Origin of the sequence: Myxococcus sp. AS-1-15, assembly GCF_020037055.1 — a bacterium.
GTDB classification, from domain to species: domain Bacteria; phylum Myxococcota; class Myxococcia; order Myxococcales; family Myxococcaceae; genus Myxococcus; species Myxococcus fulvus.
In genome coordinates, this window is the sequence record NZ_JAIQDF010000003.1 from 632470 (window position 1) to 654853 (window position 22384).

The following is a 22384-nucleotide window of genomic DNA, read 5'->3' on the forward strand; positions in this document are numbered from 1 at the left end:
ACGCCTCTCGACGTGGGTGACGGCCTGGCCAGGTCGCAACCGAGCCTCGGCGCGGGGGACCGCGACTCCAAGCTGGCCCAGGTGCCCACGGGCACGTACGTCCTGGGCGAGCCGCTGTCACCGTCGAAGCCCGTCGTGCGCCGGGCGCCGGACTTCGAGTGGGAGGTGCTGGAGCGGGTGGAGCCGCGCTTCGCCGCGTTCCTGGAGACGCGCGCCCAGCACTACCTGGCGCTGGGCAGGGACCCCAGCGAGCCCACCGAGGAGTGAGCGCGCCCGGGCGTCAGTGCATGCCCCCGTCGTCCTCGCGCAGGACGATGGGGCCGTACTTCGCCTCGTAGCGGTTGAGGTTGTCCTGCATGGCCAGCATCAGCCGCTTCATGTGCTTGGGGCTGGTGATGATGCGCGAGCGCACCTTGGCCCGCAGCTGCTGCGGCTGGACGTAGATGAAGTCCAGGGTGAATTCCGTGTCCGTGTGGTTCACGAGGGCCATGTTGGCGTACTGACCATTGGCGACGTCCTCGTCGATTTGAATCTGCAACTGCATGTCCGGGGGCTTCGGAGTGTCCGCCATGAGGCATGTGGCATAGCGCCTGGGCCCTCGCGTGACCAGCGTGTCTTCATGATGGACACCTTGCTCCCGATGGACGCGGCGAAGACGGAGCCCTTCGACCTGGGGCAAGGCCCGGAGGCGTGCCTCTTGCTTCACGGCTTCACCGGCAGTCCCTGGGATGTGAGGCCCCTGGGCGAGGCGCTGGCCGCGCGGGGCATGCGGGTGGTGGCCCCCCTCTTGCCCGGCCATGGCACGACGCCCCAGGCGCTGTTGCGCGTCACCTGGCGGGACTGGCGGGAGGCGGCGCTGGAGGCGCTGGACGACCTGCGGGGGCACTCCAGCGTCTACGTGGCGGGGCTGTCCATGGGGGCGTTGTTGGCGCTGGGGCTGGCGGCGGAGCGGCCGGAGGCGGTGCGGGCGTTGGCGCTCGCGGCGCCGGCGATTCGCTTCCGGGGGCCTCGGATGATGCTCATCCGACAGTTGTCGCGCACGCCGCTGCTGGAGTGGGCGCGGCCGTGGGTGGAGAAGACGGGCACGGACATCTCGGACCCGGCGGCGCTGGCGGAGGCGCCGGTGCTGTCGGCGTTCCCGGTGGCGCGGCTGCGGGATTTGGTGACGCTGCAGGACGAGGCGGCGCGGCGGGTGGCGCAGGTGCGCTGTCCGGTGTTGGTGGCGGTGGCCGAGCAGGACCACGTGGTGGACCCGGAGGGGGGCCGTTGGCTGGCGCGGCGGCTCACGGCGTCGCCGTGTGTGCGCGTGGTGTCGCTGCGGCGCGGCTTCCATGTGATTCCGCGGGACACGGACGGGCGGCTGTTCGCGCGGGAGGTGGCGGACTTCCTGGGGCAGTGGCGTGACTTCGGGGAATGGGAGCCACAACCCACGGGCGCATGAGGTGGGTTCGGGGCGCGGCGAAAAGCCGGGCGCCCGTGTATCAAGAGCCCACCCATGTCCGACACGCCTCCCGTCGTCGAGCTGAGAGACGTCACCAAGTCCTATGTCGAAGGCGACACCGCGCGCGAGGTGCTCTCCGGGGTGAGCCTGTCGCTGTGGCGCGGTGAGTTCGTGGTGCTGCTGGGCCGCAGCGGCTCGGGCAAGTCCACGCTGCTCAACCTCATCAGCGGCATCGACCTGCCCACGCGCGGCGAGGTGCACGTCGATGGGAAGAACCTGGGCGCGCTGAGCGAGCGTGAGCGGACGCTGCTGCGCCGCGAGCGCGTGGGGTTCATCTTCCAGGCCTTCAACCTGCTGCCCACGTTGACGGTGGAGGAGAACGTGCGGCTGCCGGTGGAGCTGAACGGGAGCGACGCGGCGAAGGCGGGGGCGCGGGCGCGCGAGCTGTTGGAGCAGGTGGGGCTGGCGAACCGCGGGGGCAGCTTCCCGGACCGGCTGTCGGGCGGAGAGCAGCAGCGCGTGGCGGTGGCGCGGGCGCTGGCACATGCGCCGCCGTTGCTGTTGGCGGATGAGCCCACGGGGAACCTGGACGAGGCCACGGGGCGGCAGGTGCTGGATTTGCTGGAGGGGCTCACGCGGCGGGGACAGGCGTGTGCGCTCGTCGTCACGCATGAGCCGGGGTTGGTGGCGCGCGCGGACCGGGTGCTGGAGATGGTGGGCGGGAGACTGGTGGAGCGCGAGGCGCACCGGAAGGAGCGGCCGTGAATCGGTGCATCGCGCACACGGACGGCTGGGCGTGGGCGAGCTGTCCGGGCATCGAGGATGGAAGCCGCGGCGCGCATGAAGCCCGGACCGGGGGGCGCCCGTGAGGAACCTGCTCGTGCGCTCCAGCCTGCGTCACCTGGGGCGGCATCCGTGGTTGACGGCATTGTCGCTCCTCGGCATCGCGCTCGGCGTGGCGGTGGTGGTGTCCATCGACCTGGCGAGCGGCAGCGCGCTTCGTGCCTTCGAGCGATCCACGGACGCGGTGGCGGGACGTGCCACGCATCAGCTCGTGGGCGGGACGTCGGGCTTGTCGGAGGACGTGTATCGCGACTTGCGCTTGCGACAGGACGCGCCCGTGGCGGCGCCCGTCGTCGAGGGCTACGTACAGGCCGCCGTAGGGGACCGGCGCACACTCACGGTGCTGGGCGTGGACCCGTTCATGGAGTCTCCCTTCCGCGCGTATGCGGGAGGCGAAGCGGTCGGTGACGTGAGCGCGCTGCTCACCGAGCCGGGCGCGGTGCTCCTGAGCGAGCGCGCCGCGCGGGCGCTGGGTGTCCGCACCGGAGAGCGGTTGCCTGTGCGCGTGGAGGGACGTGAGGTCTCGCTGCGTATCGCCGCGCTGCTCGCTCCCGCCGACGAGGATACCGCGCGAGCGTTGGAGGCCCTGGTGCTGACGGACATCTCCACGGCGCAGGAGGTGCTGGGCCGCATGGGCCGGCTGACGCGCGTGGACCTGCGGCTGACGGAGGACCAGGCGGAGGCGCTGCGCTCGACGCTCCCCGAAGGCGTGGAGGTGGTGCGCTCGTCGGCGCGGGCGAACACGGTGGAGCAGATGACGCGGGCGTTCCGCACCAACCTCACCGCGCTGTCGCTCCTGGCGCTCGTGGTGGGGATGTTCCTCATCTACAACACGATGACGTTCTCGGTGGTGCAGCGGCGCGGTCTGCTGGGACGGCTGCGCGCGGTGGGAATCACCCGGAACGAGCTGTTCGCGCTGGTGCTCGGTGAGGCGCTGGTGCTCGGCGTCGTGGGCACCGTGGCGGGGCTGTTGCTCGGCATCCTGTTGGGTCGTGGGTTGGTGGGGCTCATCACCCAGACCATCAATGACCTCTACTTCGTGGTGAGCGTGCGCGGGCTGGCGCTGGAGCCCTTCACGTTGGCCAAGGGATTGGCGCTGGGGCTCGGCGCGACGGTGCTCGCGGCGCTGGTGCCGGCCTGGGAGGCCGCGCGCTCGGCTCCGGCGACGACGCTGCGACGCTCGACGCTGGAGGATGTGTCGAGGACTCGCGCGCCTCGGCTCGCGGTGCTGGGAGTCGCCGTGCTCGCGGTGGGCGTGGGGCTCCTGAGCTGGTCCACGCCAGCGCTGTTCCCCGCGTACGTGGGCCTGTTCGCGGTGCTGCTTGGCGCGGCGCTGTTGGTGCCGTGGGTGACGGAGCGGCTGTCGCTGTACGCGGCGCTGCCGCTGGGGCTCTCGTTCGGATTGCTCGGGCGCATGGCCGCGCGTGGGGTGAGGACCAGCCTGAGCCGCACGGCGGTGGCGCTGGCGGCGCTGATGGTGGCGGTGGCGACGACGGTGGGCGTGGGACTGATGGTGTCCAGCTTCCGGGGCACGGTGCTGTCCTGGCTGGAGACGTCGCTCCAGGCGGACGTGTTCATCTCGCCGCCGTCACTGGTGGCGCGGCGAGGTGGCGCCACGATGGTGCCGGGGCTCGCCGAGAAGTTGCGCGCGACGCCGGGCATCGCGGGCAGCAGCACGCTGCGCGTGGCGCTGGTGCGCGCGGATGAGATTCCCACGGACCTGATCGCCGTCGACTTCAGCCAATCACCGGCGCGGCCCTATCGCTTCAAGGAGGGCGGCGACGAGGCCGCGGTGTGGCGCGAGCTGGACGCGTCAAAAGACTCGCTCGTCGTGTCCGAGCCCTTCGCGTTCCATCGGCGCGTGAAGGTGGGCGACACGGTGCGGCTCTCCACGGACCGGGGGCCGCATGACTTCAATGTGGCGGGGGTGTACTTCGACTACGGCTCCGACGTGGGGACGATGCTGATGCCTCGCGCTACGTATGACCGCTGGTTCGACGACCGGGGCGTCAGCGGCGTCGCGCTGTACGCGGCGCCGGGGCAGGACGTGGACGCGCTGGTGAACACCGTGCGAGCGCAAGCGGGGGATGAACAGGCGCTGCTGGTGCGCCCGAATCGCTCACTGCGACAAGCGTCGATGGAGGTGTTCGACCGCACGTTCACGATTACGCAGGTGCTGCGGCTGCTGGCCATCGGCGTGGCGTTCGTGGGCGTGCTGAGCGCGTTGATGTCATTGCAACTGGAGCGCTCGCGCGAGTTCGCGGTGCTGCGCGCGATGGGACTGACGCCGGGGCAGTTGTGGGGACTGGTGTCGCTGCAGACGGGGCCGTTGGGGTTGCTGGCGGGATTGTTCTCCATGCCGCTGGGCGTGGGGCTGGCGTACATCCTGGTGCACGTCATCAACCAGCGCTCCTTCGGGTGGACGCTGCGGCTCGCGGTGACGTCGGAGACGTTGGGTCAGGCGATGTTGCTGGCGCTGGTGGCCTCGGCGCTGGCGGGGCTGTACCCGGCGTGGCGGATGGCGAGAGCCAATCCCGCGCTCGCGTTGAGGGAGGAGTGACGCCATGAGCAACGGCCGAGGGCTCGTCATCGGGACGGCGGTGGTGCTGGTGGCGCTGGCGGTGGCGGCGTACTTCGTGACGCGCGAGACGGAGCTGCCGCCCCTGGCGCGGGGCGGCACGTTGACGGTGGCGTCGGCGCTCGGCGGGAGCGACGGTGGGATGGAGGGCTATGCACGGGCCTTCGAGCCTCGTGAGTTCCACTTCCCCGAGGACCACGGTCCGCATCCGGAGTTCCGCACGGAGTGGTGGTACTGGACGGGAAATCTGGAGACCGCGGACGGACGGGCGTTCGGGTATCAGTTCACGCTGTTCCGCAATGCGCTGTCGCCGACGGAGTCACAGCGTGACTCGGCGTGGGGAGCGCGGCAGGTGTACCTGGGGCACTTCACGGTGACAGACGTGGCGGCGGGACGGTTCCACGTCGCGGAGCGCTACAGCCGGGCGGCGCTGGGACTGGCGGGGGCGAGCACGCAGCCGTTCAAGGTGTGGCTGGAGAGCTGGGAGGCCACGACCGCGGGCGAGTCGATGTGGCCGGTGCGGCTGCGCGCGCAAGGTGACGATGTGACGTTGGAGTTGTTGTTGGAGCCGGGCAAGCCGCCGGTGCTCGAGGGTGAGCGGGGGTTGAGCCAGAAGAGCGCGGAGCCGGGGAACGCGTCGTACTACTACTCGATGACGCGGATGCCCTCGCGGGGCACGGTGAAGGTGGAGGGACAGACGTACGCGGTGACGGGGGAGAGCTGGATGGACCGCGAGTGGAGCACCAGCGCGCTGGGACCGGACCAGGTGGGCTGGGATTGGTTCTCGCTGCAGCTCTCCGATGGCAGCGAGCTGATGTACTACCAGTTGCGGAAGAAGGACGGCTCGGTGGACCCGTTCAGCGCGGGGACGTGGGTGCCGCCGGTGGGGGCGGTGGACAGTGCGTCAGTGCATCTGACCCGGGACGACGTGGAGCTGTCAGTGCTGGACACGTGGAAGAGCCCGCGCGGTGGGGAGTATCCATCGCGGTGGCGGCTGCGCGTGGCGAAGCTCGGGCTGGAGCTGACGGTGACGCCGAAGCTCGCGGACCAGGAGCTGCCAGTGAGCGTGCGCTACTGGGAGGGCACGGTGGCGCTGGATGGCAATCGTGCGGGCCAGCCGGTGCGAGGACGCGGCTACGTGGAGCTGACGGGCTACGCGGACACACACGCCTCCACGCGGCGACCAGAGACCCGGGCCCGTGGAACCCCGGAGACTCGCGGCGGTCACTGAGGCGCACGCCCCGAATCCGATACAACCCTTGGCAGGCACGGATTGGATTCCGTCGATGAGTCGAGCCATGAACCTGCGCGCACGCCTCATCGAGGATCTGGGTCCACGACAAGAGGACGACATCCTGGACCCTGAAATCGTGAGGGAGTGGTTCCAACGAGTGGCCACCTTGTCCCCACAAGATGCACGAGCCCTGCTGGCCTCGTCAGACCTCCGTGCGCTCCCTGGAGACGAGCTGCTCCTGCCTGCCGCAGGGGAAAGCATCCGCCCTGCAAGACAGTCTACCGTTGGTTCCAGGACTGCGTGAAGGACGGCTCCTTCCCTACCGCCCTGCGGGCCCTGGCCCTCAAGGTGCGCGGAGGATTCGACCTGGAGGAGGGATTCGTCGACGCGTTCTTCGCCTCGGCGAAGAAACGCTGCCCTGCGTCGGAAAGACGAAGCGGGGCAAGGGACGAGGTCATGGCAGTTGCAGACGGCGCTGGTCTTCCTCTCGCCATTGGCGCGGCAAGCGCTTCTCCCCCCGAAACCCACCGTTGAGCGAGCCTGCCCGCGACGACCTGTCGAGCGCGCCCTCGAAGCGTGTTCACGGGCGGGACGCTCCGGGGCACGGGCCGTGCGAAGCGGATGGGATGCCATAATACCAGCGCGACACCCGGCGCGGAGAGTGGCCTTCGCGCCGGGGGCCGAGCGTCAGTCCAGCCCGTGGAACAGGGGCAGGTTGGCGGGGGCGGGATAGATGGCCACGCCGTGGGTGACGCCGAGGTCGGCGCTGGAGATGAGAGTCTGGGGCGTCGGCGCACCGGTGGCGGCGAGCTGCCCCGGGCTCAAGCGGGCGATGTCGCCGGAATCGTAGCCCAGCCAGAGCCCGCCCTCCTCGTCGAAGGCGAGCTCCCTAGGGCCCCCTACGTCGAGCCACACCGCGGGCGTGACGGTCCGTGGGCCCGCGTCGCCCTGCTCCCTGGGCGTGAGCCGGGCGACGATGCCACTCGCGGCATAGGCGACCCACAGGTTGCCTTCCTCGTCGAAGGCGAGCCCTGAGGGGCCGGCGAAGCTGACGCCATCCGGAGTGGGCTTGACGTCGATGCTCGTCTCGGGAGTCACCGTGCCCGACGTGCCCAGGCGCAAGCTCCCCACCTGGTGCACGCGGGAGCCAGTGCTGGCGCTGTCCGCCACCCACAGGTGGCCATCGGCGTCGAACGCCAGGGCGCTCGGCTCGCCGAGCCCCGAGAGCTCCACCTCGGGCGTGGGCGAGCCGCTGGTGGTGAGCTGGGCGGCGCCGAAGCGCAGCACCTTGTCGCTGAAGCCGACGGAGACCCAGAGGTTCCCCATCTTGTCGAAGGCGAGGGCAATGGGGCCCGGGACGCCCCCGCGCAGGGCACTACCCGTCAGGGTGATGTCGGGCGCGCGGACACCCGAGGCACCGAGGTCCCGGGCTGGATAGCGCCGGATTTCCCCCGAGCCGAGCGCCACCCAGAGGTTGCCTCGTCGGTCGAACGCGAGCCCTGATGCGCGGGGGATGGCCGGGGAGGAGTCGAGCAACACCGTGGCCGAGGGGCTCCCGGAGGCGCCGAGGCTCTCTGCGGAGAAGGCCTCGATTTCGGCGGCGCCATTGCTCGTGGACAGCCACAGCTTCTGGCTGCTGGGGACGAGCGCATAGTCGACCGTGGCGGTGGCCGTCTGCCCGTCCCGGACGCAGACCTGGGAGGTCGGTGCGTCATAGGCCGTGCGAATCAGCGGCCCGCTCCCGCCGGTAGGCTCGGGAAGGAGGTTCCACGTGCCCGCGGAGAGCCCCTCCAGCCTGCGCGAGGCATCGATGATCCGCAGCCCGCTCCCGTTGCGCAGGGTGACGATGGAGGCGGCGGAGGCGGGGAGCCCGCGGATGGTGACCTCCAGCGTGCCCTGGCCCATGGTGGGACAGTCGTTCGGTTCTTCGGAATCCCCGGAGTCACCACACCCCAGGAAGAGCAACGCCCCGAGCGCGAGGACGATGAGGCCGGTTCGCATGGGAGAATCTCCTTATCATGGCTGATCGGGTTCAACGCGAGCGGCTGGATTCCTTCGCACCCGCGCGGAAAAAGTGGCCGGCTCGAGGTTCCATCTGCGCCTCCAGCAAGCCTGGCAGCGTGGCGGAGCTGCCCGCGCTCTCCCAGGGCTTCATCGCCCTGCTCGCCATCAGCCACGGCGGCTACCTGGTCAGCAAGACCACCGACCACTCCAACTCAAAGCCCGCCTGACGCACCGCCCACCGTATGCTCGTGCCCGCTCGTGACGCCGCGCGCCCGAGCCCGGAGGAGCCGTGCCCAGACCCCTGGTCGATGTGGACTCGGCGCCCGCGTCCGCCTTCTGCCTCACCGACGCCCTGTCCCCCTCCACCTCCCCGTGGCACACCCACCGTCGCCACCAGCTCCTCTACGCCGCCAGCGGCGCCCTCCACCTCGAGGTCGCCGAGGCCCAGTAGCTCCTGCCTCCTCAACGCGCCGCCTGGCTCGCCGCCGGCACCCGCCACCGCGTCCGCACCACCCAGCCCGCCACCCTCTGCACCGTCTACCTGAAGCCCTCGCGCGTCCCCGCCGCCCCCTCCGGCGACTGCCGCGTCTTCGTCCTGCCACCCCTCGCGCGCGAGATGCTCCTCCACTCCACCCGCTGGGGACCCGAGCGCTCACCTCGCGACCCCGTCGCCGAGAGCTTCTTCTCCACCCTCGCGCACCTGCTGTCCGAATGGAGCGCGGAGCCTCGCGACTGGCGCCTGCCCCGCGCCCGCACACCCGAGCTGGAGCGCGCCATGGCCTACACCCTGGCCCACCTCCCAGGCCCCGTCACCCTCGCGGGCGCGGCGAAGGCCGCGGGACTCGCCCAGCGCACCCTCGCCCGCCGCTTCGATGACGAGGCCGGCACCTCCTGGCGCCGCTTCCTCCACGACGCCCGCATGCTGCGCGCCATGGAGCTGCTCGCCGAGGACGGCGCCCGCGTCACGCAGACCGCCTACGCCGTGGGCTTCGAGAGCCTCGCCGCCTTCACCCACGCCTTCACCGCCTTCACCGGTGAGCGCCCCCGCGACTTCCGCCAACGCATCGCCAAGGGCACCACCGCGCTCCCCTCCCCTACCCGCCGCAGGCGACGCGGTTGACCAGGCCGTACACGCCGTAGCCCACCAGGTACGGCAGCTTCAGCTCCGGGAACGCCGCCACCGCGCGCTGCTCCAACTGCCCGTAGTGCGTCGACGCCTGCTCGCCGCACAGCTCCGACCTGCGCTCGCCCAGCTCCGCCGCGTACCCTTCCACCAGCGCCACCATCCCATCCAGGTAGCGCCGCTGCGCTTCAATCACATCCACCACCGGCGCGCTGTCCCCTCGCCCGCCATGCACCGTGGCCCGAGGCCACGCGGACAGCTCCCCCAGCGCCGCCTTCCATGACGCCACGTCCGGCACCACCTTGCCCTCGCGCACCCCGCCCTCCAGCCACGCGTGCGCGCCGTGGTGCACCAAATCCCCGACGATGAGCGCCTCGCTCCCCGGCACGTACGCCACCGTCTGCGTCACCGTCACACCCGCGTGCTTCAGCTCCGTCAGCTCCACCTTCGCGCCCCCTTCGAGCGGCAGCGAGTAGCTCCCCGTGAAGGTGACATCCACCGTGGCCTCGGCGGGATAGGTCTCCTCCGTGAAGGCCTTCGCCACGTTCACCCAATAGAACTTCTTGTACGCGTGCACGGCGGGAATCGCCTCGGCGGTGGCCTTGCTCGCGACCACCTTCGCCCCCACGCGCTGGAACACCGCCGCACCGTTGAACTTGTCCGGGTTCGGATGCGTGATGACCACGTAGCGGATGGGATGCGCGGTGCGCGCGCGGATGTGCTCCAGCACCTTGTTCGCCTCCCCTTCCGTGAACTGCGCGTCGAACACCACCACCTCCGCGCCCGTGTCGTAGAAGAACGAGTGCGTGTCGAACCCGCTCGCGTCACTCGTGTAGCGCTCCAGCCGCGCCTCCCCCAGCCCCGCCTTCGTCCCCGCGCAGCCCATCCCCAACAGCGCGCCCAACATCCACACCACCGACTTCATCTCGAACCCACGCATCGTCTTCCACCTCGTGCCGAAAGGCCGGCCCCACCCGAGGGCCCGGCGAACGAGGCGGAAGATGCGCCAGCGGCTCCTGGCCTGCTTGCGCGCATCGGCCATCGATTTGCTCCCATCCGCCATCCCGGCCGAAGCCCCTCCACGGGCCCGACTCGTGCGGGCGCCAACACACCGCCCCGCCAACGGCATCCACACCGGCCGGGGACGTGGAGTAGGTTCCCCCCACATCCCCGGGAGGACCCACCTCATGCCGAAGACGAAGTACGTGCTGGCCCTGGACCAGGGCACCACTGGCACCCACGTCTCCATCCTCGACTCGAAGCTCAAGGTGGTGGGCAAGTCCTACAAGGAGTTCACCCAGCACTTCCCCAAGCCGTCCTGGGTGGAGCACGACCTGGATGAAATCTGGGCCACCAGCGAGTGGTGCATCGCCCGGGCGCTCAAGAGCGCGGGGCTCACCGGCCGGGACATCTCCGCGGTGGGCATCACCAACCAGCGCGAGACGACGGGCCTGTGGACACGCGACACCGGCAAGCCCCTGCACCGCGCCATCGTCTGGCAGGACCGGCGCACCGCGGACCTGTGCCGCAAGCTCAAGGAGCGCGGCGTGGAGCCCCGCGTGCGCGAGACGACGGGCCTGGTGGTGGACCCGTACTTCTCCGGCACCAAGCTCACCTGGCTCTTCGAGCACGTGAAGGGCGCGCGCGCCAAGGCCGAGCGCGGCGACGTGTGCTTCGGCACCATCGACACGTGGCTCGTCTACAAGCTCACCGGCGGCACCACCCACGTCACCGACGTGTCCAACGCCAGCCGCACCCTGCTGATGGACCTGCGCACCCTGCAGTGGAGCGACGAGATGCGCTCGCTGCTCGACGTGCCCGGCGCGTGCCTGCCGCAGATTCGCGGCTCGGCCGAGGTCTACGGCACCACGCGCGGCATGCGCAGCCTGCCCGACGGCGTGCCCGTGGCGGGCATGGCCGGGGACCAGCAGGCCGCCCTCTTCGGCCAGGCCTGCTTCGAGCCCGGCGAATCCAAGTGCACCTACGGCACCGGCGCGTTCCTCCTGATGAACACCGGCACGGAGCCGGTGCGCTCGTCGGCGGGCCTGCTCACCACCGTGGCGTGGCGGCTGGGCGGCACCGGCTCCACCACGTACGCGCTGGAGGGCTCCAGCTTCATCGCCGGCGCCGCCGTGCAGTGGATGCGCGACGGCCTCAAGGCCATCAAGCGCGCCCCCGACATCGAGGCGCTCGCCGCCAGCGTGAAGGACTCCGGCGACGTCGTCTTCGTCCCCGCGCTCGCCGGCCTGGGCGCGCCGCACTGGCGCCCTGAGGCGCGCGGCCTGTTCGCCGGCATGGACCGCTCCACCACCGTGGCCCACATGGCGCGCGCGGTGCTCGAGGGCATCGCCCTGCAGATTCACGACCTGGCCGAGGCCATGCGCCGCGACAGCGGCCGCACCATCCCCGTCTTCAAGGCGGACGGCGGCGCCGCGGCCAACAACCTGCTCATGCAGTACCAGGCGGACCTGCTCGGCGTGCCCGTGGTGCGTCCGAAGAACCTGGAGACCACCAGCCTGGGCGCGGCCTTCCTGGGCGGCCTGGGCGCGGGCGTCTGGGACAGCCCGGAGGCCATCAAGCGCGCGTGGAAGGCTGACAAGACCTTCAAGCCGAGGATGAAGCCGCCCGAGCGCGAGCGCCACCTCGCCAAGTGGAAGCGCGCGGTGGAGCGCGCATGAAGTCCCGGCGGCTCCTCCTGCTCGCCCTCGCCTTGCTCACGGGCTGCCCGGACGCCCTGCCTCCCGAGGAGTGTTTCCTCACCGGCGCGGCGGAGCCCCCCACGCTCATCATCGCGCAAGGGGAGACGGCGAGCGTGCGCGTCCCCGCCACCAGCCCCCAGGTCTGCGACACGCCGGAGGACGCCCACACGCCCGAGTCCGTCACCGTGGAGGTCCACGGCCCCGACAACCTGCCCGTGCCCGCCACGGTGGAGTTGCAGCCGGGCACCTGGTTCGCCACCGTGCGCTTCACGCCGAAGTCCACGGGCCGCCACCACGTCATCGTCGCCTTCGCGCCCGTGGGCAGCCTGCGTCAGTTCGACGTCCACGTGGCCCAGGATGAGCGCTCGCTCCCCCCGGTGGCGACGCTCGACCCGCGCCCCACCTGTCTCTTCGTGGACCGCACGCGCAGCGGGACCTGGCTGTGCGACCACCTGGCCCTGCGCGAGCCGGGGACGCCGCCCCAGCCCGTGGGCCGTGAGACCCAGCCGGCCACCGCCGTGGCCGGAGACGTGGTGTGGACGATGACGGAAACCGAGGTGCGCCGCTACGTCGACCCGGGCACGGGGCCCCTCGTCCTCACCGGCGCCGCGCCCCTCCCGCCCGGCTCGTACGACACGGACCGCACGCCCCACTCGCGGCTCGCCACCGAGGACGAGTACCTGGTGGCGGACGCGACGACGCTGCACCGCTTCATCTTCCGTGAGGGTGAAGGGGTGCTCGCCTTCTCCAACACCCCCTGGAGCTCGCTCTCCACACCACAGCTCACCTTCGGCACCGACAGCACCCGCGCCATCCTGGTGCGCGGCGGGGACACCGTGTGGCTGGTGAGCTCCGCGCAGGACTCCGTCACCTTCACCCCGCGCACCCAGGCCTGTCCCTTCCAGGTGGACGCGCGGGGCTTCTATCGTCCCAGCACCACCCGCGCGTGTGCGGTGCTCGCCGGCGAGCCCGTGGGCCATGGCGAGGGCGTGGTGTGGACCCGTGACACGGTGCAGACCTCGACCGGCTTCATCCCCGTGCTGCACCGTCATGAAGTGAGCGCCGCGCACGGCCTCCAGGAGGCGGGCGCGCTCTCGCTGGACAGCAGCATCACCAGCTTCGTGCAGGAGCTGCGGCCCGGGCCCTCCCATCCGCTGCTCAAGTCCTCGAGCGGAGTCGGAACCCTCGCCACGCCCCGATGGAACGCGGAGCGAACCGCGCTCGTGCTCGCGTTGCTACCCGACCCCGGACACGCGAATCACATTACGCGCATCTCGGACCATTTCACCTGGACGGTGAACCGTCTCGGCGCGCCGGGGGTGCGCGTGCATCCGTGGACGTCCTCCCCCTGACGGGTGCTTTCCTCGGGCGGCCAAGCGGATATGAAGGAGGGCACCATGTCCCAGAAAGCCCCCCTGCTCGCGCCCGAGGCCCTCCAGTCCTTCCTCGCCCAGCATCCCGAGTGGAAGCACGAAGGCGGGATGATTCGCCGCACCTATGAGGCCCCGTCCTTCCTCGCGGGCATCGCCTTCGTGGAGCGCGTGGCGCACGCGGCGGAGAAGGCGGACCACCACCCGGACATCGACATCCGCTGGCGCAAGGTGACGCTGGCGCTCGTCACACACGACTCCAACGGCCTGACGTCCAAGGACACCGACCTCGCCCATGAGGCGGACCGGCTCTTCGACGAGGTGGTGCCCCAGAAGTGAGCACCTGGGCTGTGAGTGGCTTCGTCGTGATGACCTCCAGGACCCTCGCGGGGCTGCGCGCGCTCGTCGGGTGCGCGGTGGTGATGCTGTCGTCCGCCGCGCTCGCGCAGGACGAGCAGCCCACGGAGCCGCGTCCGGAGCGGCTGTACTTCAACCCCGGCTCGCTGTTGGGCTCGGCGCGCGTCGTCGCGCTGGGGGGTGCCTACGTGGGCATCGCCGAGGGCGCGGCGGGCTTCCCCAGCAACCTGGCGGCGCTGGCCCACCGGGGCCCCGCGCTGGAGAAGGACTGGGACCTGGGCGTCACCCTGTCCTGGCTGGACCTGCCGTTCACCAGCGGACGCGCGCGCGACGTGGACAACGACGGCCGCGCGGACGAGTCCCAGGACCGGCGGCAGCTGCTCGGCGGCCTGCTGCTGCAATACAAGCGCTTCGGCATCGGCTTCGCGCTGCGCAACAGCGCCGTCACCTACTGCGCCACGGTGGCGTGCGCGACGGACAGCGAGCGCATCCGCGTGTCCATGACGCAGTCGGTGCTGGCGGGCGCGGTGTCCTTCGGCCAGGACGACTTCATCCTCGCGCTGGGCATCTACGCGGCGCAGGCCACCTTCCGGCTGTCCTCCGGCGGTGAGGACTGGCGCTACGGCGACACGGGCGTGGCCGTGGACATGCTGTACCGGCCGCATGGTCGCGCCTGGCGGCTGGGCGTGACGGTGCGGCCCGAGGTGGTGGCGGACTGGCGCCGCAAGGACGGCCAGGCGCCGGTGCTGGCGGACCGCACGCTGTTCAGCGCGGTGGTGTCGCCCGCAGTGCTGTCTTTGGGCGCGAGCTGGCGGCTGGGCGAGGGCGCGGAGCGCTACAACCGCCTGTCCCCCGCGGCGCGGCGGCAGCTGCTCGTGGACGGGGACGCGCTCCCGGTGCCGGAGGAGGAGCCCCGGGACGCGCCCGCGGGACGGTGGCTCATCAGCGCGCAGGTGGACCTCTTGTCCGGCGTGGACAACGCGGTGCCGCTGCGCACCTTCGCGTCCACGGCCCAGGAGCAGCTCGTGGGCCACACCTCCGAGTTCGCGCCCCGGCTGGGCGTGGAGCACGACACCGTGCCAGGGATGATTCGCCTGCGCGCGGGCGTGTACGCGGAGCCCTCGCCCTTCGATGGCCGGCCGCCGCGGCCGCACATCACCGGCGGCTTCGAGGTGTTCGTCCTGCGCTACTGGGAGGACTGGTCCATCAACGCCTCCTTCGACCTGGCGAGCCGCTACACCAACGTCGGCCTGTCCATCGGCTTCTGGCGCTGAAGGCGCGGCGCGCGCCCGCACGTGGGTAGCGCACGGGCCTCCGTGGCGACACCGGGTGCGCGACCAGGGCACGCCGCCACTCCTCGAGGGAAACCTGGCGCGCGCGTCGAAGCGGGCGAGCGAGCAGACATCGCACACGGTATTGCTGGCACCTACCAGCATGGAGACCCTCCGAGTGCGGAGGGGGCTTCATGCATCAAGGGCGGCGGTGGTTGCGGACTGTCGCGTGCGCGACAGCGCTGGGTTGGGCGGGCTGGCTGACGGGCTGTGAGGACTCGGACCCGGAGGAGCCAACCGATTGTGTGAGCGAACCACGACGAGGGGGATGTCCCGAGCCCGCGCAGGAGCTGCCGCCTCCCGAGGAGGACGCGGGCACGCCACCTCCCGAGGCAGACGCGGGGACACCCGACGCGGGTCCACCGCCCCTGGAGCCTCCGCCTCCGCCGCCACCGGCGACGACGGGGAGCACGCTGTGGATGGCGCGCGAGGGCACCGCGCAGGATGACCTGGCGCTCGGCGCCGCGGTGGACGCCAACGGCGACATCCTCACGGCGGCGCAGTACGAGCTGGATGACCTCCAGGAACGTCAGCCCACGGACGACACCGTGCGGCTGGTGCTCACCCGCCGCGCGGAGACGGGCGACGTGCGGTGGACACGCGCCTATCCGGTGCGCGTGGCCCAGACGCCGGAGTCCCTGCGCGCGGAGGTGAATGCACGCGTCGCGCCGGCGCCGGAGGGGGGACTCTTCGTGGCCGTGGATGCCCGGGGCCTGGTGGACTTCGAACCCCAGGAACTGGGGGACGGCGCGTTCCTGGCGCGGTTGGATTCGGCGGGCAACCTGGTCTGGACGGCGCGTGTCCCCGGGGGCGACGCGACGGTGGCGGACCTGCTGCTCGACGCCCAGGGCCGGCCGATGGTCGCGTTCAACACCTCCGGCTCCACCGACTTCGGCGAGGGCGTGGTCGGCTCCGGCGCGGTGGTGGTGACGTACTCGGTGGACGGCAAGCCCGAGCAGGCGCTGAACGTCGGACGCGCGGAGGGCGAGGGCGCGCGCGTCCTCATCACCACGATGGCCCTGGGGCCGGACGGGCACGTGGTGGTGGGCGGGCGCTACACGGGCGCGGTCCGCTTCGGGACGCAGCGCTCGGAGGGCGCCTCCGAGGGCAGCGCGTTCGTCGCCATGTACCTGCCGACGGGCGCACTGGTCTGGGCGCGGCCGCTCGCGCAGGCGAAGGGCACGGTGAGCGACGTGGGGGTGGATGCGCGAGGCACGGTGGTGGCGCTCGGCTCCTTCCTGGGCACGGTGTCCTGGGGGACGGCGAAGCTCCAGGGCCACGCGTACCGGGCGAGCCCCTTCCTCGTGTCCGCGGACGCGGCGGGCAAGGAGCGCTGGAGCCGCAACCTGGGCGATGGACTGCGGGCCGGAGCGCTCGGGGTGAAGCCCTCGGGCGAGCTGGTGGTGGGCGGCTTCACGTACTCGCTCATCGTGGACGGCGCGGCGGGGCCGGATGGACTGGGCTCGGCGCAGCCCGTGGCCCTGCGCTACGGCGCGGACGGCGCGTCGCTCGGGCTGAAGCTGTACATCTCCGACCCGCCCCAACCGCGAGGCGAGCTGTACGGCGTGGAGGACCTCCGCTTCGTGGGCATGCTCCCGGACGGCGATGTCCTGCTGTTCGGCCACACGGACCGCAACTCGGACTTCGGCACCGGCCGGCGCGCGCCGGCGCGCAGTGATTTGTTCCTGCTGCGCATGAAGCAATAGGCGGCGCGAGGGCCTCGAGCATGACTCGGGGCCCTTCGCCTGCGCTCGGATGACACGGGCCTCTTGGCTCACGCCGCGACGAGCGGCGTCGAGCCTCGTGTCGGGTCCACCCTCGTGTGATGGGTGCGCGGCGCCGGGGCGGCTGAGCCCACCGGGCCTCGAGACAGACACATCCGCGGCGCGCGCGTGGCCTTCGCGCCGGAAGTCCCCGGTCAGCCGCCGCTCGGAAGGCACCTGCATCCCGAGGCGGTCGGCTCACCGGAGCGTGTGGACAGGGCGCCTAGCGGCGCGTGGTGCGACGCGAGGTCTTCCGGGCCGCGCCCTTGCGAGCCGCCCCCTTGCGCGCGGTGGTGCGGCCACGGGCCGGGCTCTTGCGAGCGGTGCGACCCGCCGTTCCGGTCCGACGCGCGGTCGTCTTGCGAGCACCGCCCCGCTTGCTCCGGGCCGGGGTCTTCTTGCGAGCAGTCTTTCCGCGCGTGGTCGTGCGCTTCGCCGCGGCCTTGCGGCGCGAGGTGGTCTTCTTCGCGCGAGCACCGGTGCGGCCCGACGCCTTCTTCGTGGCGCGACGGCGCCGCGAGGATGACTTGCGCGTCGAGGACGTCGAGGGAGCCAGGGCCATCTCCGAGGGGGCCAGGCTGTCGGTGATCTGCGAATTGACGGTCTCGTGAGTCATTCCATCTCCTCCGGTGAACGAGAACAACAGGCGATGCGAAACGCAGCGTACGCCTGTGCGCGCGCGATGAGAGCCCTCCCCCTCGCGAAGATGAACGACAGCGGACGAATGGCGCGTCGGGCCTCGCCCATCAGGGTGCGTAGCCGAGTTCGCGCTCCGCCTTCTCCACCTGTCCGAGCGCTTCCTTCAGTCCTCGTGAGGAAGCCACCGCGCGCGCGCGCCGCAGGCGCTCCTCGACGCGCGCCTTCTCCCCGAGCAGCGCGTGGGCCCGGCCCAGCTCCAGCAACGCATCGACGGCGGACCACCAGTCCTCGTGGGACTCCGCGTTGGTGAGGGCCTGCTCCAGATGGGGCAGCGCGGCGGGGACATCGCCCCGACGCAGGTGGAGCCGGCCGAGGGAGGTATGGGCCTCGCGCTGGCCAGCGGGGTCCTTCACCCGACGAGCCAGGGCGAGGGCCTTCTCCGAGAGCGCCAGGGCCTGGGCGTCCTTGGGGTCCTTGCGCGAGCGCACGTTGGCGAGGGCGACCAGGGCGAACATCTGGCCGGTGTTGAAGCCGACCTGCTCGCGCAGCCGCAGGGACTGTTCATACAGGGTGATGGCGGAGTCGAGCTGGCCCTGGTCCTCGTCGAGGGAGGCGAGGTGGCGAAGGTGGTAGGACTCCATCAGGACGTCGTTCGAGGCGCGGGCGAGGGACAGGCCATGCGCGTAGGTCGACCTCGCGGCCTCGGCCTGGCCCTGGAACTGTTGGGTGAGGCCCAGATGGAACAGGGCCTCGATGTGTCCTCGCGAGTCACCGGAGGACACGGCGAGGTCCCGGGCCTGCTCGAAGAGGGCGACGACGGGGGCCCACTCGCCCTGGCCGGTGAGGAGCACGATGAAGTAGTGGAACATGCCCTCGGCGTCGAGCGCGGCGACGCGGGCACGGGCGTCACCCGAGGCGTCGGCGAGGTGGCGGGCGCGGCGCAGCACGTCGAGCACCTGGGTGGTGTCCATCCCTGGCTGGTGACGGAGCATGCGGGACATGACGCGGCCCTGCTCGGCGAGGATGCGGGCTTCCCCTCCCGGGTCCTTCAGGGTCCGAGCGCGCTCACTGGCGAACTGACCCAGCGACACGGCGTCATCGAAGCGGCTCTCCAAATCGTAGGCCTGCATCACGGTGACGGCGGCCTCGCTGAAGGGGCGCCCCTGCTCCGCGGCCGTGCCGATGCTGGTGGCCTGGGCGGACCGGCCGGTCGCGCAAGCGGTGACGAGTGATGCCAGTCCCACACAGATGACCTGCCGCATGTCCGAGTCCTCCGGGAGAGGCGTCGTGCCCCTCCATCGCGGAGACGAGGCTAGGGAGTGAGTCGCGCCGTGGGGCGCTGATGGGATGAGACGCGGATGGGAGGGACGAGCCGCGGACGGGGAAGGATGAGTGTCCCGCTGTCGGGGGTGCCTCGGATGGGGTTACCCTCTGCGACATCATGACGGCCGAGGAACGACAGAAGCTCGTGGAGCAAGCGCGGGCGCTCCTGTTGGAGCAGGTGGTCCGCTGGGAGTCCCCCACGCGCAGGGACGAGGACGACCGCATGGGCTACGGGAAGCTCGCGGTGGCGGCGCGTCAGGCGCTCGCGGGGGACACGGGCGCGATTGCGACGCTGCGCCGGGTGTTCGACGAGTCGTTCTTCGCCAGGACCAGCTCGCACAACGAATACGGGCTGGCCTCGCTGGGGCTCGCGCTGCTCGGGGACCGCGAGTCGATGGAGCGCATCCGCGCGGTGTCGCCCATCAACCTGAACCGGACGACGAAGCCGCTCGCCCTCGCGCTGCTCGAAGAGGACTGACGCCTCACAGCGGATGGCCGAGCACCTGCTCCAGCCGGGCCCGGTACGTGCGGCTCAGCGTCAGCTCCTGGCCATCCTTCAGCACCAGTCGATGGTCCCCGGACAGCGTGGGGGTCAGGGAGACAATCCGGTCCACGTTCACGAGCGCCGAGCGATGCACCCGCGCGAAGCGCCGCGCCGGAAGCCGGCCCTCCAGCTCCGCCATCGTCTCGCGCAACAGATGTGTCTGGGTGCCGACATGCAGCGTGACGTAGTTCCCCGCGGACTCCACCCAGTCCAGGTCCTCTACCGGCACGAGCAGCGTCCGCGTCGCCGACTTCACCACGAGCCGCTCCGTGGGCTCCGGCTTCAGCTCCTGGAACATCCGCTGGAGCTGCTGCCTCAAGTCTCCCGGAGGCGCCGTCAGCCGCTCCCGCACCCGCGTCAACGTACGTCGGAAGCGCTCCACCGTGAATGGCTTGAGCAGGTAGTCCACCGCGGCGGCATCGAACGCACGCAAGGCATGCTGCGGCCACGCCGTGACGAAGACGACCACGGGAGGCGCGGCCTGCCCCAGCTCCGCCAGCACGCCGAACCCGTCCCGCTCCGGCATCTCCACATCCAGGAACACCAGCGCCGGCCGCTCGCGCGCCAGAAGCTCCAGCGCCTCCTGCCCGTCCCCGCACTCTACGACGGGATGCAGGTCCGTCTCCGATGCCAGCAACGTCCGCAGTCGCTCGCGCGCCAGCGGCTCGTCATCGACGATGAGCGTGCGCACCGTCATGCCCGCGTCCTCCGATAGGGCAGCGAGAGCGAGAGCAGGAACCCACTCGGCGCACGCACCTTCCACGTCACCGACTGCTCGACACCGTGCAGTCGCTCCAGTCGCGCCCGCGTGGCCCCCAGCCCGATTCCCTCCTCCAGCTCCGTGCGCCCCGCCGGCGGCCCCACCCCGTCGTCCTCCACCTCCACCGCCAGCCGCGCACCATCACGCCGGACCCGGACCCAGACCTTCCCGGGTCCCCTGCGCGGCGCGATGCCGTGTCGGATGGCGTTCTCCACCAGCGGCTGGAGCAACAACGACGGCACCAGCGCATCCCTCGCGTCCTCCGCGACATCGACGTCCACCTGGAGCCGGTCCGAGAAGCGCGTGCGCTCGATGTCCAGGTAGGGCGAGAGCAGCTCCAGCTCCTCCGAGAGCGGGACCTCGTGTCGCCCGTCGCGCTCCAGGCTCGCGCGCAGCAGCTCGCTCAACTGCCCCACCATCCGGTCCGCGGACTCCACATCCCGGTGCATCAGCGCGGAGATGGCGTGCAACGTATTGAACAGGAAGTGGGGCTGGAGCTGACTTCGCAAGAGCTGCAGCTGGGCCTGCGCGAGCTGCGCCTCCAGCTGGGACGCGCGCACCGCCTCCTCGCGCATCCGCCGCGCGTACGCCACCGCAGCCTCCATGCCCACCAGGGAGAAGTAGATGAGCAGGTCGAAGTCCGTCGTCTTCGAGGCGATGAACAGGAAGTAGGTCCACGCCGCGGACGCGCCGCCGCTGACCTCCACCACCAGCCACTCGCGCAGCACCGCGAACAGCCCCAGCGCCAGCACCGCGAAGCCCACGCCGGGCACCAGGTGCAGCAGCAGTTGCACGAACCACGGCCGGCCCGTCGCGCGAATCCGGCGCGCCACCGCCAGCACGAACGGCGTGAGCGCTGCCCAGGCGTACCAGACACACGCGCCCGTCAGCAGGGCCTCGCCCAGACGCGGCGGCTCCCCGTGCGAGGCGCGGTACACGAAGAGCTGCGCCCCATAGAGCAGCGCGAGCACCGTGTACCCGGCCAGAATCACCGCGGGCCAGAACCACCGGGACGACAGTCCCCACCGGGCCCCGGTGGACGAGGACTCAGCGGCGGACACGGGACTCCATGACACGGTCGGGCTCGTCGACATGATGGACGGCGTGGACTCTAGTCCGTCCACGCGTCCCTTGCCGAAGCCCGTCCCTTCAGCCCTTGAGGAACGCCGCCAGCTTCTCGTACGCCACCGCGAGCGGAGCAATGGGCGCGCTCTCGTTGGCCTGGTGCGCCTGCGCCGTCTCGCCGGGCCCGTAGTTGATGGCGTCCACGCCCCACTCACCGAACCGGGCCACGTCCGTCCACGCCTGCTTCGACGCGGCGGGCAGTCCGGTGATGGCGAGCAGCTTCTGGAACAGCGGATTGCCCGCCACCACGGGGCCGCTGGGCGAGGCATCCGTGATGATGACCTCCGCGCGTCCCGCGACGAGCGCGTGCACGTCCGCCTTCGCCTGCTCGATGCTCTTTCCCGGCGCGAAGCGGTAGTTGAGGTTCAGCTCGAACGACTCGGGGATGACGTTGCGCGCGCGGCCGCCCTTGGCCAGCGTGGCGTTGATGACCTCGTAGAAGCGGAAGCCCTGCACATCCACCTCCACCCGCTGACGCGCCAGGAGCTCCGTGAGGAACGGGCCCGCCTTGTGGATGGCGTTCTCCCCCTGCCACGGCCGCGCAGAGTGCGCGCTGCGTCCGCCGAAGCGCACCGTCACCTGCATGGAGCCGACGCAGCCCACCTGCACCTCGCTGTCCGTGGGCTCCATCGCGATGCCGAACTTCACCTTCGCCAGGTCCGGGCGCGCCGCGAACAACGGGATGAGGCCGCTCTCCGCATATGCGCCCTCCTCGCGCTCGTAGAAGAGGAAGGCCAGGTTGACCGGCAGCGTGTCGCGACGGAGGTCCTCCGCCAGCGCCATCATCACCGCGAGCCCGCCCTTCATGTCCGAGGCGCCCAGGCCGAAGACGCGCTCTCCCTCGATGCGAGGCTCACGCCCCTGGTCGCTCGGGTGCGCGGGCACCGTGTCCAGGTGACCGATGAGCGCCACCGTGGGGCGAGGGTCCTCCAGACGACCGAGCAACAACGTGTGCCCCACGCGGAAGACCTCCCCGGGTGGGAAGTGCTGGAGCGCCCAGCGCTCGACGAAGTCCGCGATGGGGCCTTCCTGCGTGATGGGACTGGAGATGCGGCACAGCTCGAGCGTCGTGCGGGCGAGCCTCGTGGCGAGGTCTTGAGAGGACATGCGGACACCACCATAACCCCACCCCCTCCCCCTTCGCTGGCCTCCCCGCTCTCCGACAACGAACCGGTCTCCCCAGGACTCCGGAGCCTCCGGATTGACGCCCGGTGATTCCGTCGTCTCACTCGAAGGCGGGGCGTGACACT

The 22384-nt window shown here is 71.2% G+C and carries 22 protein-coding genes; 14 read left to right on the top strand and 8 right to left on the bottom strand.

What is annotated here, in order from left to right:
• The first annotated feature begins 12 nt into the window (after positions 1 to 12).
• Positions 13 to 267, top strand: a complete 255-nt coding sequence (locus K8625_RS12050; RefSeq protein ID WP_141330514.1) for a hypothetical protein — start codon at positions 13 to 15, stop codon at positions 265 to 267.
• Between the two features lie 13 nt (positions 268 to 280).
• Here the strand turns inward: K8625_RS12050 and K8625_RS12055 are convergent, their stop codons facing one another.
• Complete coding sequence (locus K8625_RS12055; RefSeq protein WP_046716576.1) at positions 281 to 571, bottom strand: DUF3467 domain-containing protein; 291 nt, start codon at positions 569 to 571, stop codon at positions 281 to 283.
• Between the two features lie 69 nt (positions 572 to 640).
• Between K8625_RS12055 and K8625_RS12060 the strand changes: the two genes are divergently transcribed.
• The 4 genes from K8625_RS12060 to K8625_RS12075 all read left to right on the top strand — a co-directional run bounded on the left by K8625_RS12060 (position 641) and on the right by K8625_RS12075 (position 6093).
• A complete protein-coding gene (locus K8625_RS12060; RefSeq protein ID WP_223782908.1) occupies positions 641 to 1441 on the top strand; it encodes a carboxylesterase in 801 nt (266 codons plus the stop codon).
• Between the two features lie 54 nt (positions 1442 to 1495).
• Positions 1496 to 2206 carry an ABC transporter ATP-binding protein gene (locus K8625_RS12065; RefSeq protein ID WP_074953981.1) on the top strand — a complete coding sequence of 237 codons (711 nt, stop codon included), beginning with the start codon at positions 1496 to 1498 and terminating at the stop codon, positions 2204 to 2206.
• 100 nt (positions 2207 to 2306) lie between these two features.
• A complete protein-coding gene (locus tag K8625_RS12070; protein WP_223782786.1) occupies positions 2307 to 4844 on the top strand; it encodes an ABC transporter permease in 2538 nt (845 codons plus the stop codon).
• A 4-nt stretch (positions 4845 to 4848) separates the two neighbouring features.
• Positions 4849 to 6093: a lipocalin-like domain-containing protein gene (locus K8625_RS12075; protein WP_223782787.1), complete on the top strand. Its 1245-nt coding sequence runs from the start codon at positions 4849 to 4851 to the stop codon at positions 6091 to 6093.
• Between the two features lie 690 nt (positions 6094 to 6783).
• Here the strand turns inward: K8625_RS12075 and K8625_RS12080 are convergent.
• Positions 6784 to 8097, bottom strand: a complete 1314-nt coding sequence (locus K8625_RS12080) for a hypothetical protein (RefSeq protein WP_223782788.1) — start codon at positions 8095 to 8097, stop codon at positions 6784 to 6786.
• 17 nt (positions 8098 to 8114) lie between these two features.
• On the opposite strand from K8625_RS12080, the gene K8625_RS12085 reads away from it, so the two are divergent.
• The 3 genes from K8625_RS12085 to K8625_RS12095 all read left to right on the top strand — a co-directional run bounded on the left by K8625_RS12085 (position 8115) and on the right by K8625_RS12095 (position 9220).
• Positions 8115 to 8327 carry a hypothetical protein gene (locus tag K8625_RS12085; RefSeq protein WP_223782789.1) on the top strand — a complete coding sequence of 71 codons (213 nt, stop codon included), beginning with the start codon at positions 8115 to 8117 and terminating at the stop codon, positions 8325 to 8327.
• Between the two features lie 62 nt (positions 8328 to 8389).
• A complete protein-coding gene (locus K8625_RS12090) occupies positions 8390 to 8551 on the top strand; it encodes a hypothetical protein (protein ID WP_223782790.1) in 162 nt (53 codons plus the stop codon).
• A gap of 165 nt (positions 8552 to 8716) precedes the next feature.
• Positions 8717 to 9220, top strand: a complete 504-nt coding sequence (locus K8625_RS12095; protein WP_223782791.1) for a helix-turn-helix domain-containing protein — start codon at positions 8717 to 8719, stop codon at positions 9218 to 9220.
• Here the strand turns inward: K8625_RS12095 and K8625_RS12100 are convergent.
• Positions 9195 to 10163 (bottom strand): MBL fold metallo-hydrolase, encoded by a 969-nt coding sequence (locus K8625_RS12100; RefSeq protein WP_223782792.1) that lies wholly within the window; start codon positions 10161 to 10163, stop codon positions 9195 to 9197. The genes K8625_RS12095 and K8625_RS12100 overlap by 26 nt on opposite strands.
• A gap of 247 nt (positions 10164 to 10410) precedes the next feature.
• Between K8625_RS12100 and glpK the strand changes: the two genes are divergently transcribed.
• The 5 genes from glpK (at position 10411) to K8625_RS12125 (ending at position 16686) form a co-directional block, all read left to right on the top strand.
• On the top strand, positions 10411 to 11901 hold the full coding sequence (glpK, locus tag K8625_RS12105; RefSeq protein WP_223749687.1) for a glycerol kinase GlpK: 1491 nt from the start codon (positions 10411 to 10413) through the stop codon (positions 11899 to 11901).
• A complete protein-coding gene (locus tag K8625_RS12110; RefSeq protein WP_223782793.1) occupies positions 11898 to 13274 on the top strand; it encodes a hypothetical protein in 1377 nt (458 codons plus the stop codon). Before glpK ends, K8625_RS12110 begins: the two co-directional genes overlap by 4 nt.
• A 45-nt stretch (positions 13275 to 13319) precedes the next feature.
• Positions 13320 to 13631: a 4a-hydroxytetrahydrobiopterin dehydratase gene (locus K8625_RS12115; protein ID WP_223749685.1), complete on the top strand. Its 312-nt coding sequence runs from the start codon at positions 13320 to 13322 to the stop codon at positions 13629 to 13631.
• Between the two features lie 29 nt (positions 13632 to 13660).
• Positions 13661 to 14923 (top strand): hypothetical protein, encoded by a 1263-nt coding sequence (locus tag K8625_RS12120; RefSeq protein WP_223782909.1) that lies wholly within the window; start codon positions 13661 to 13663, stop codon positions 14921 to 14923.
• Between the two features lie 302 nt (positions 14924 to 15225).
• Positions 15226 to 16686 (top strand): hypothetical protein, encoded by a 1461-nt coding sequence (locus K8625_RS12125; protein ID WP_223782794.1) that lies wholly within the window; start codon positions 15226 to 15228, stop codon positions 16684 to 16686.
• A 280-nt stretch (positions 16687 to 16966) separates the two neighbouring features.
• On the opposite strand, the gene K8625_RS12130 is transcribed toward K8625_RS12125, so the two are convergent.
• Positions 16967 to 17359: a hypothetical protein gene (locus K8625_RS12130; RefSeq protein WP_046716582.1), complete on the bottom strand. Its 393-nt coding sequence runs from the start codon at positions 17357 to 17359 to the stop codon at positions 16967 to 16969.
• Positions 17360 to 17489: 130 nt separating this feature from the next.
• On the bottom strand, positions 17490 to 18644 hold the full coding sequence (locus tag K8625_RS12135; RefSeq protein ID WP_223782795.1) for a lipopolysaccharide assembly protein LapB: 1155 nt from the start codon (positions 18642 to 18644) through the stop codon (positions 17490 to 17492).
• A 179-nt stretch (positions 18645 to 18823) separates the two neighbouring features.
• Between K8625_RS12135 and K8625_RS12140 the strand changes: the two genes are divergently transcribed.
• Complete coding sequence (locus tag K8625_RS12140; protein ID WP_223749682.1) at positions 18824 to 19183, top strand: hypothetical protein; 360 nt, start codon at positions 18824 to 18826, stop codon at positions 19181 to 19183.
• A gap of 4 nt (positions 19184 to 19187) precedes the next feature.
• On the opposite strand, the gene K8625_RS12145 is transcribed toward K8625_RS12140, so the two are convergent.
• The 3 genes from K8625_RS12145 to dapE form a co-directional block, all read right to left on the bottom strand.
• Positions 19188 to 19946 carry a LytTR family DNA-binding domain-containing protein gene (locus tag K8625_RS12145; RefSeq protein ID WP_141329175.1) on the bottom strand — a complete coding sequence of 253 codons (759 nt, stop codon included), beginning with the start codon at positions 19944 to 19946 and terminating at the stop codon, positions 19188 to 19190.
• Positions 19943 to 21070, bottom strand: coding sequence for a histidine kinase (locus K8625_RS44430; RefSeq protein ID WP_223749679.1), 1128 nt, complete (start codon positions 21068 to 21070; stop codon positions 19943 to 19945). Before K8625_RS44430 ends, K8625_RS12145 begins: the two co-directional genes overlap by 4 nt.
• Positions 21071 to 21158: 88 nt before the next feature.
• The gene (gene dapE, locus K8625_RS12155; protein ID WP_046716586.1) at positions 21159 to 22241 is read right to left on the bottom strand and encodes a succinyl-diaminopimelate desuccinylase; all 1083 of its coding nucleotides are present in this window, start codon (positions 22239 to 22241) and stop codon (positions 21159 to 21161) included.
• Positions 22242 to 22384: the final 143 nt, after the last annotated feature.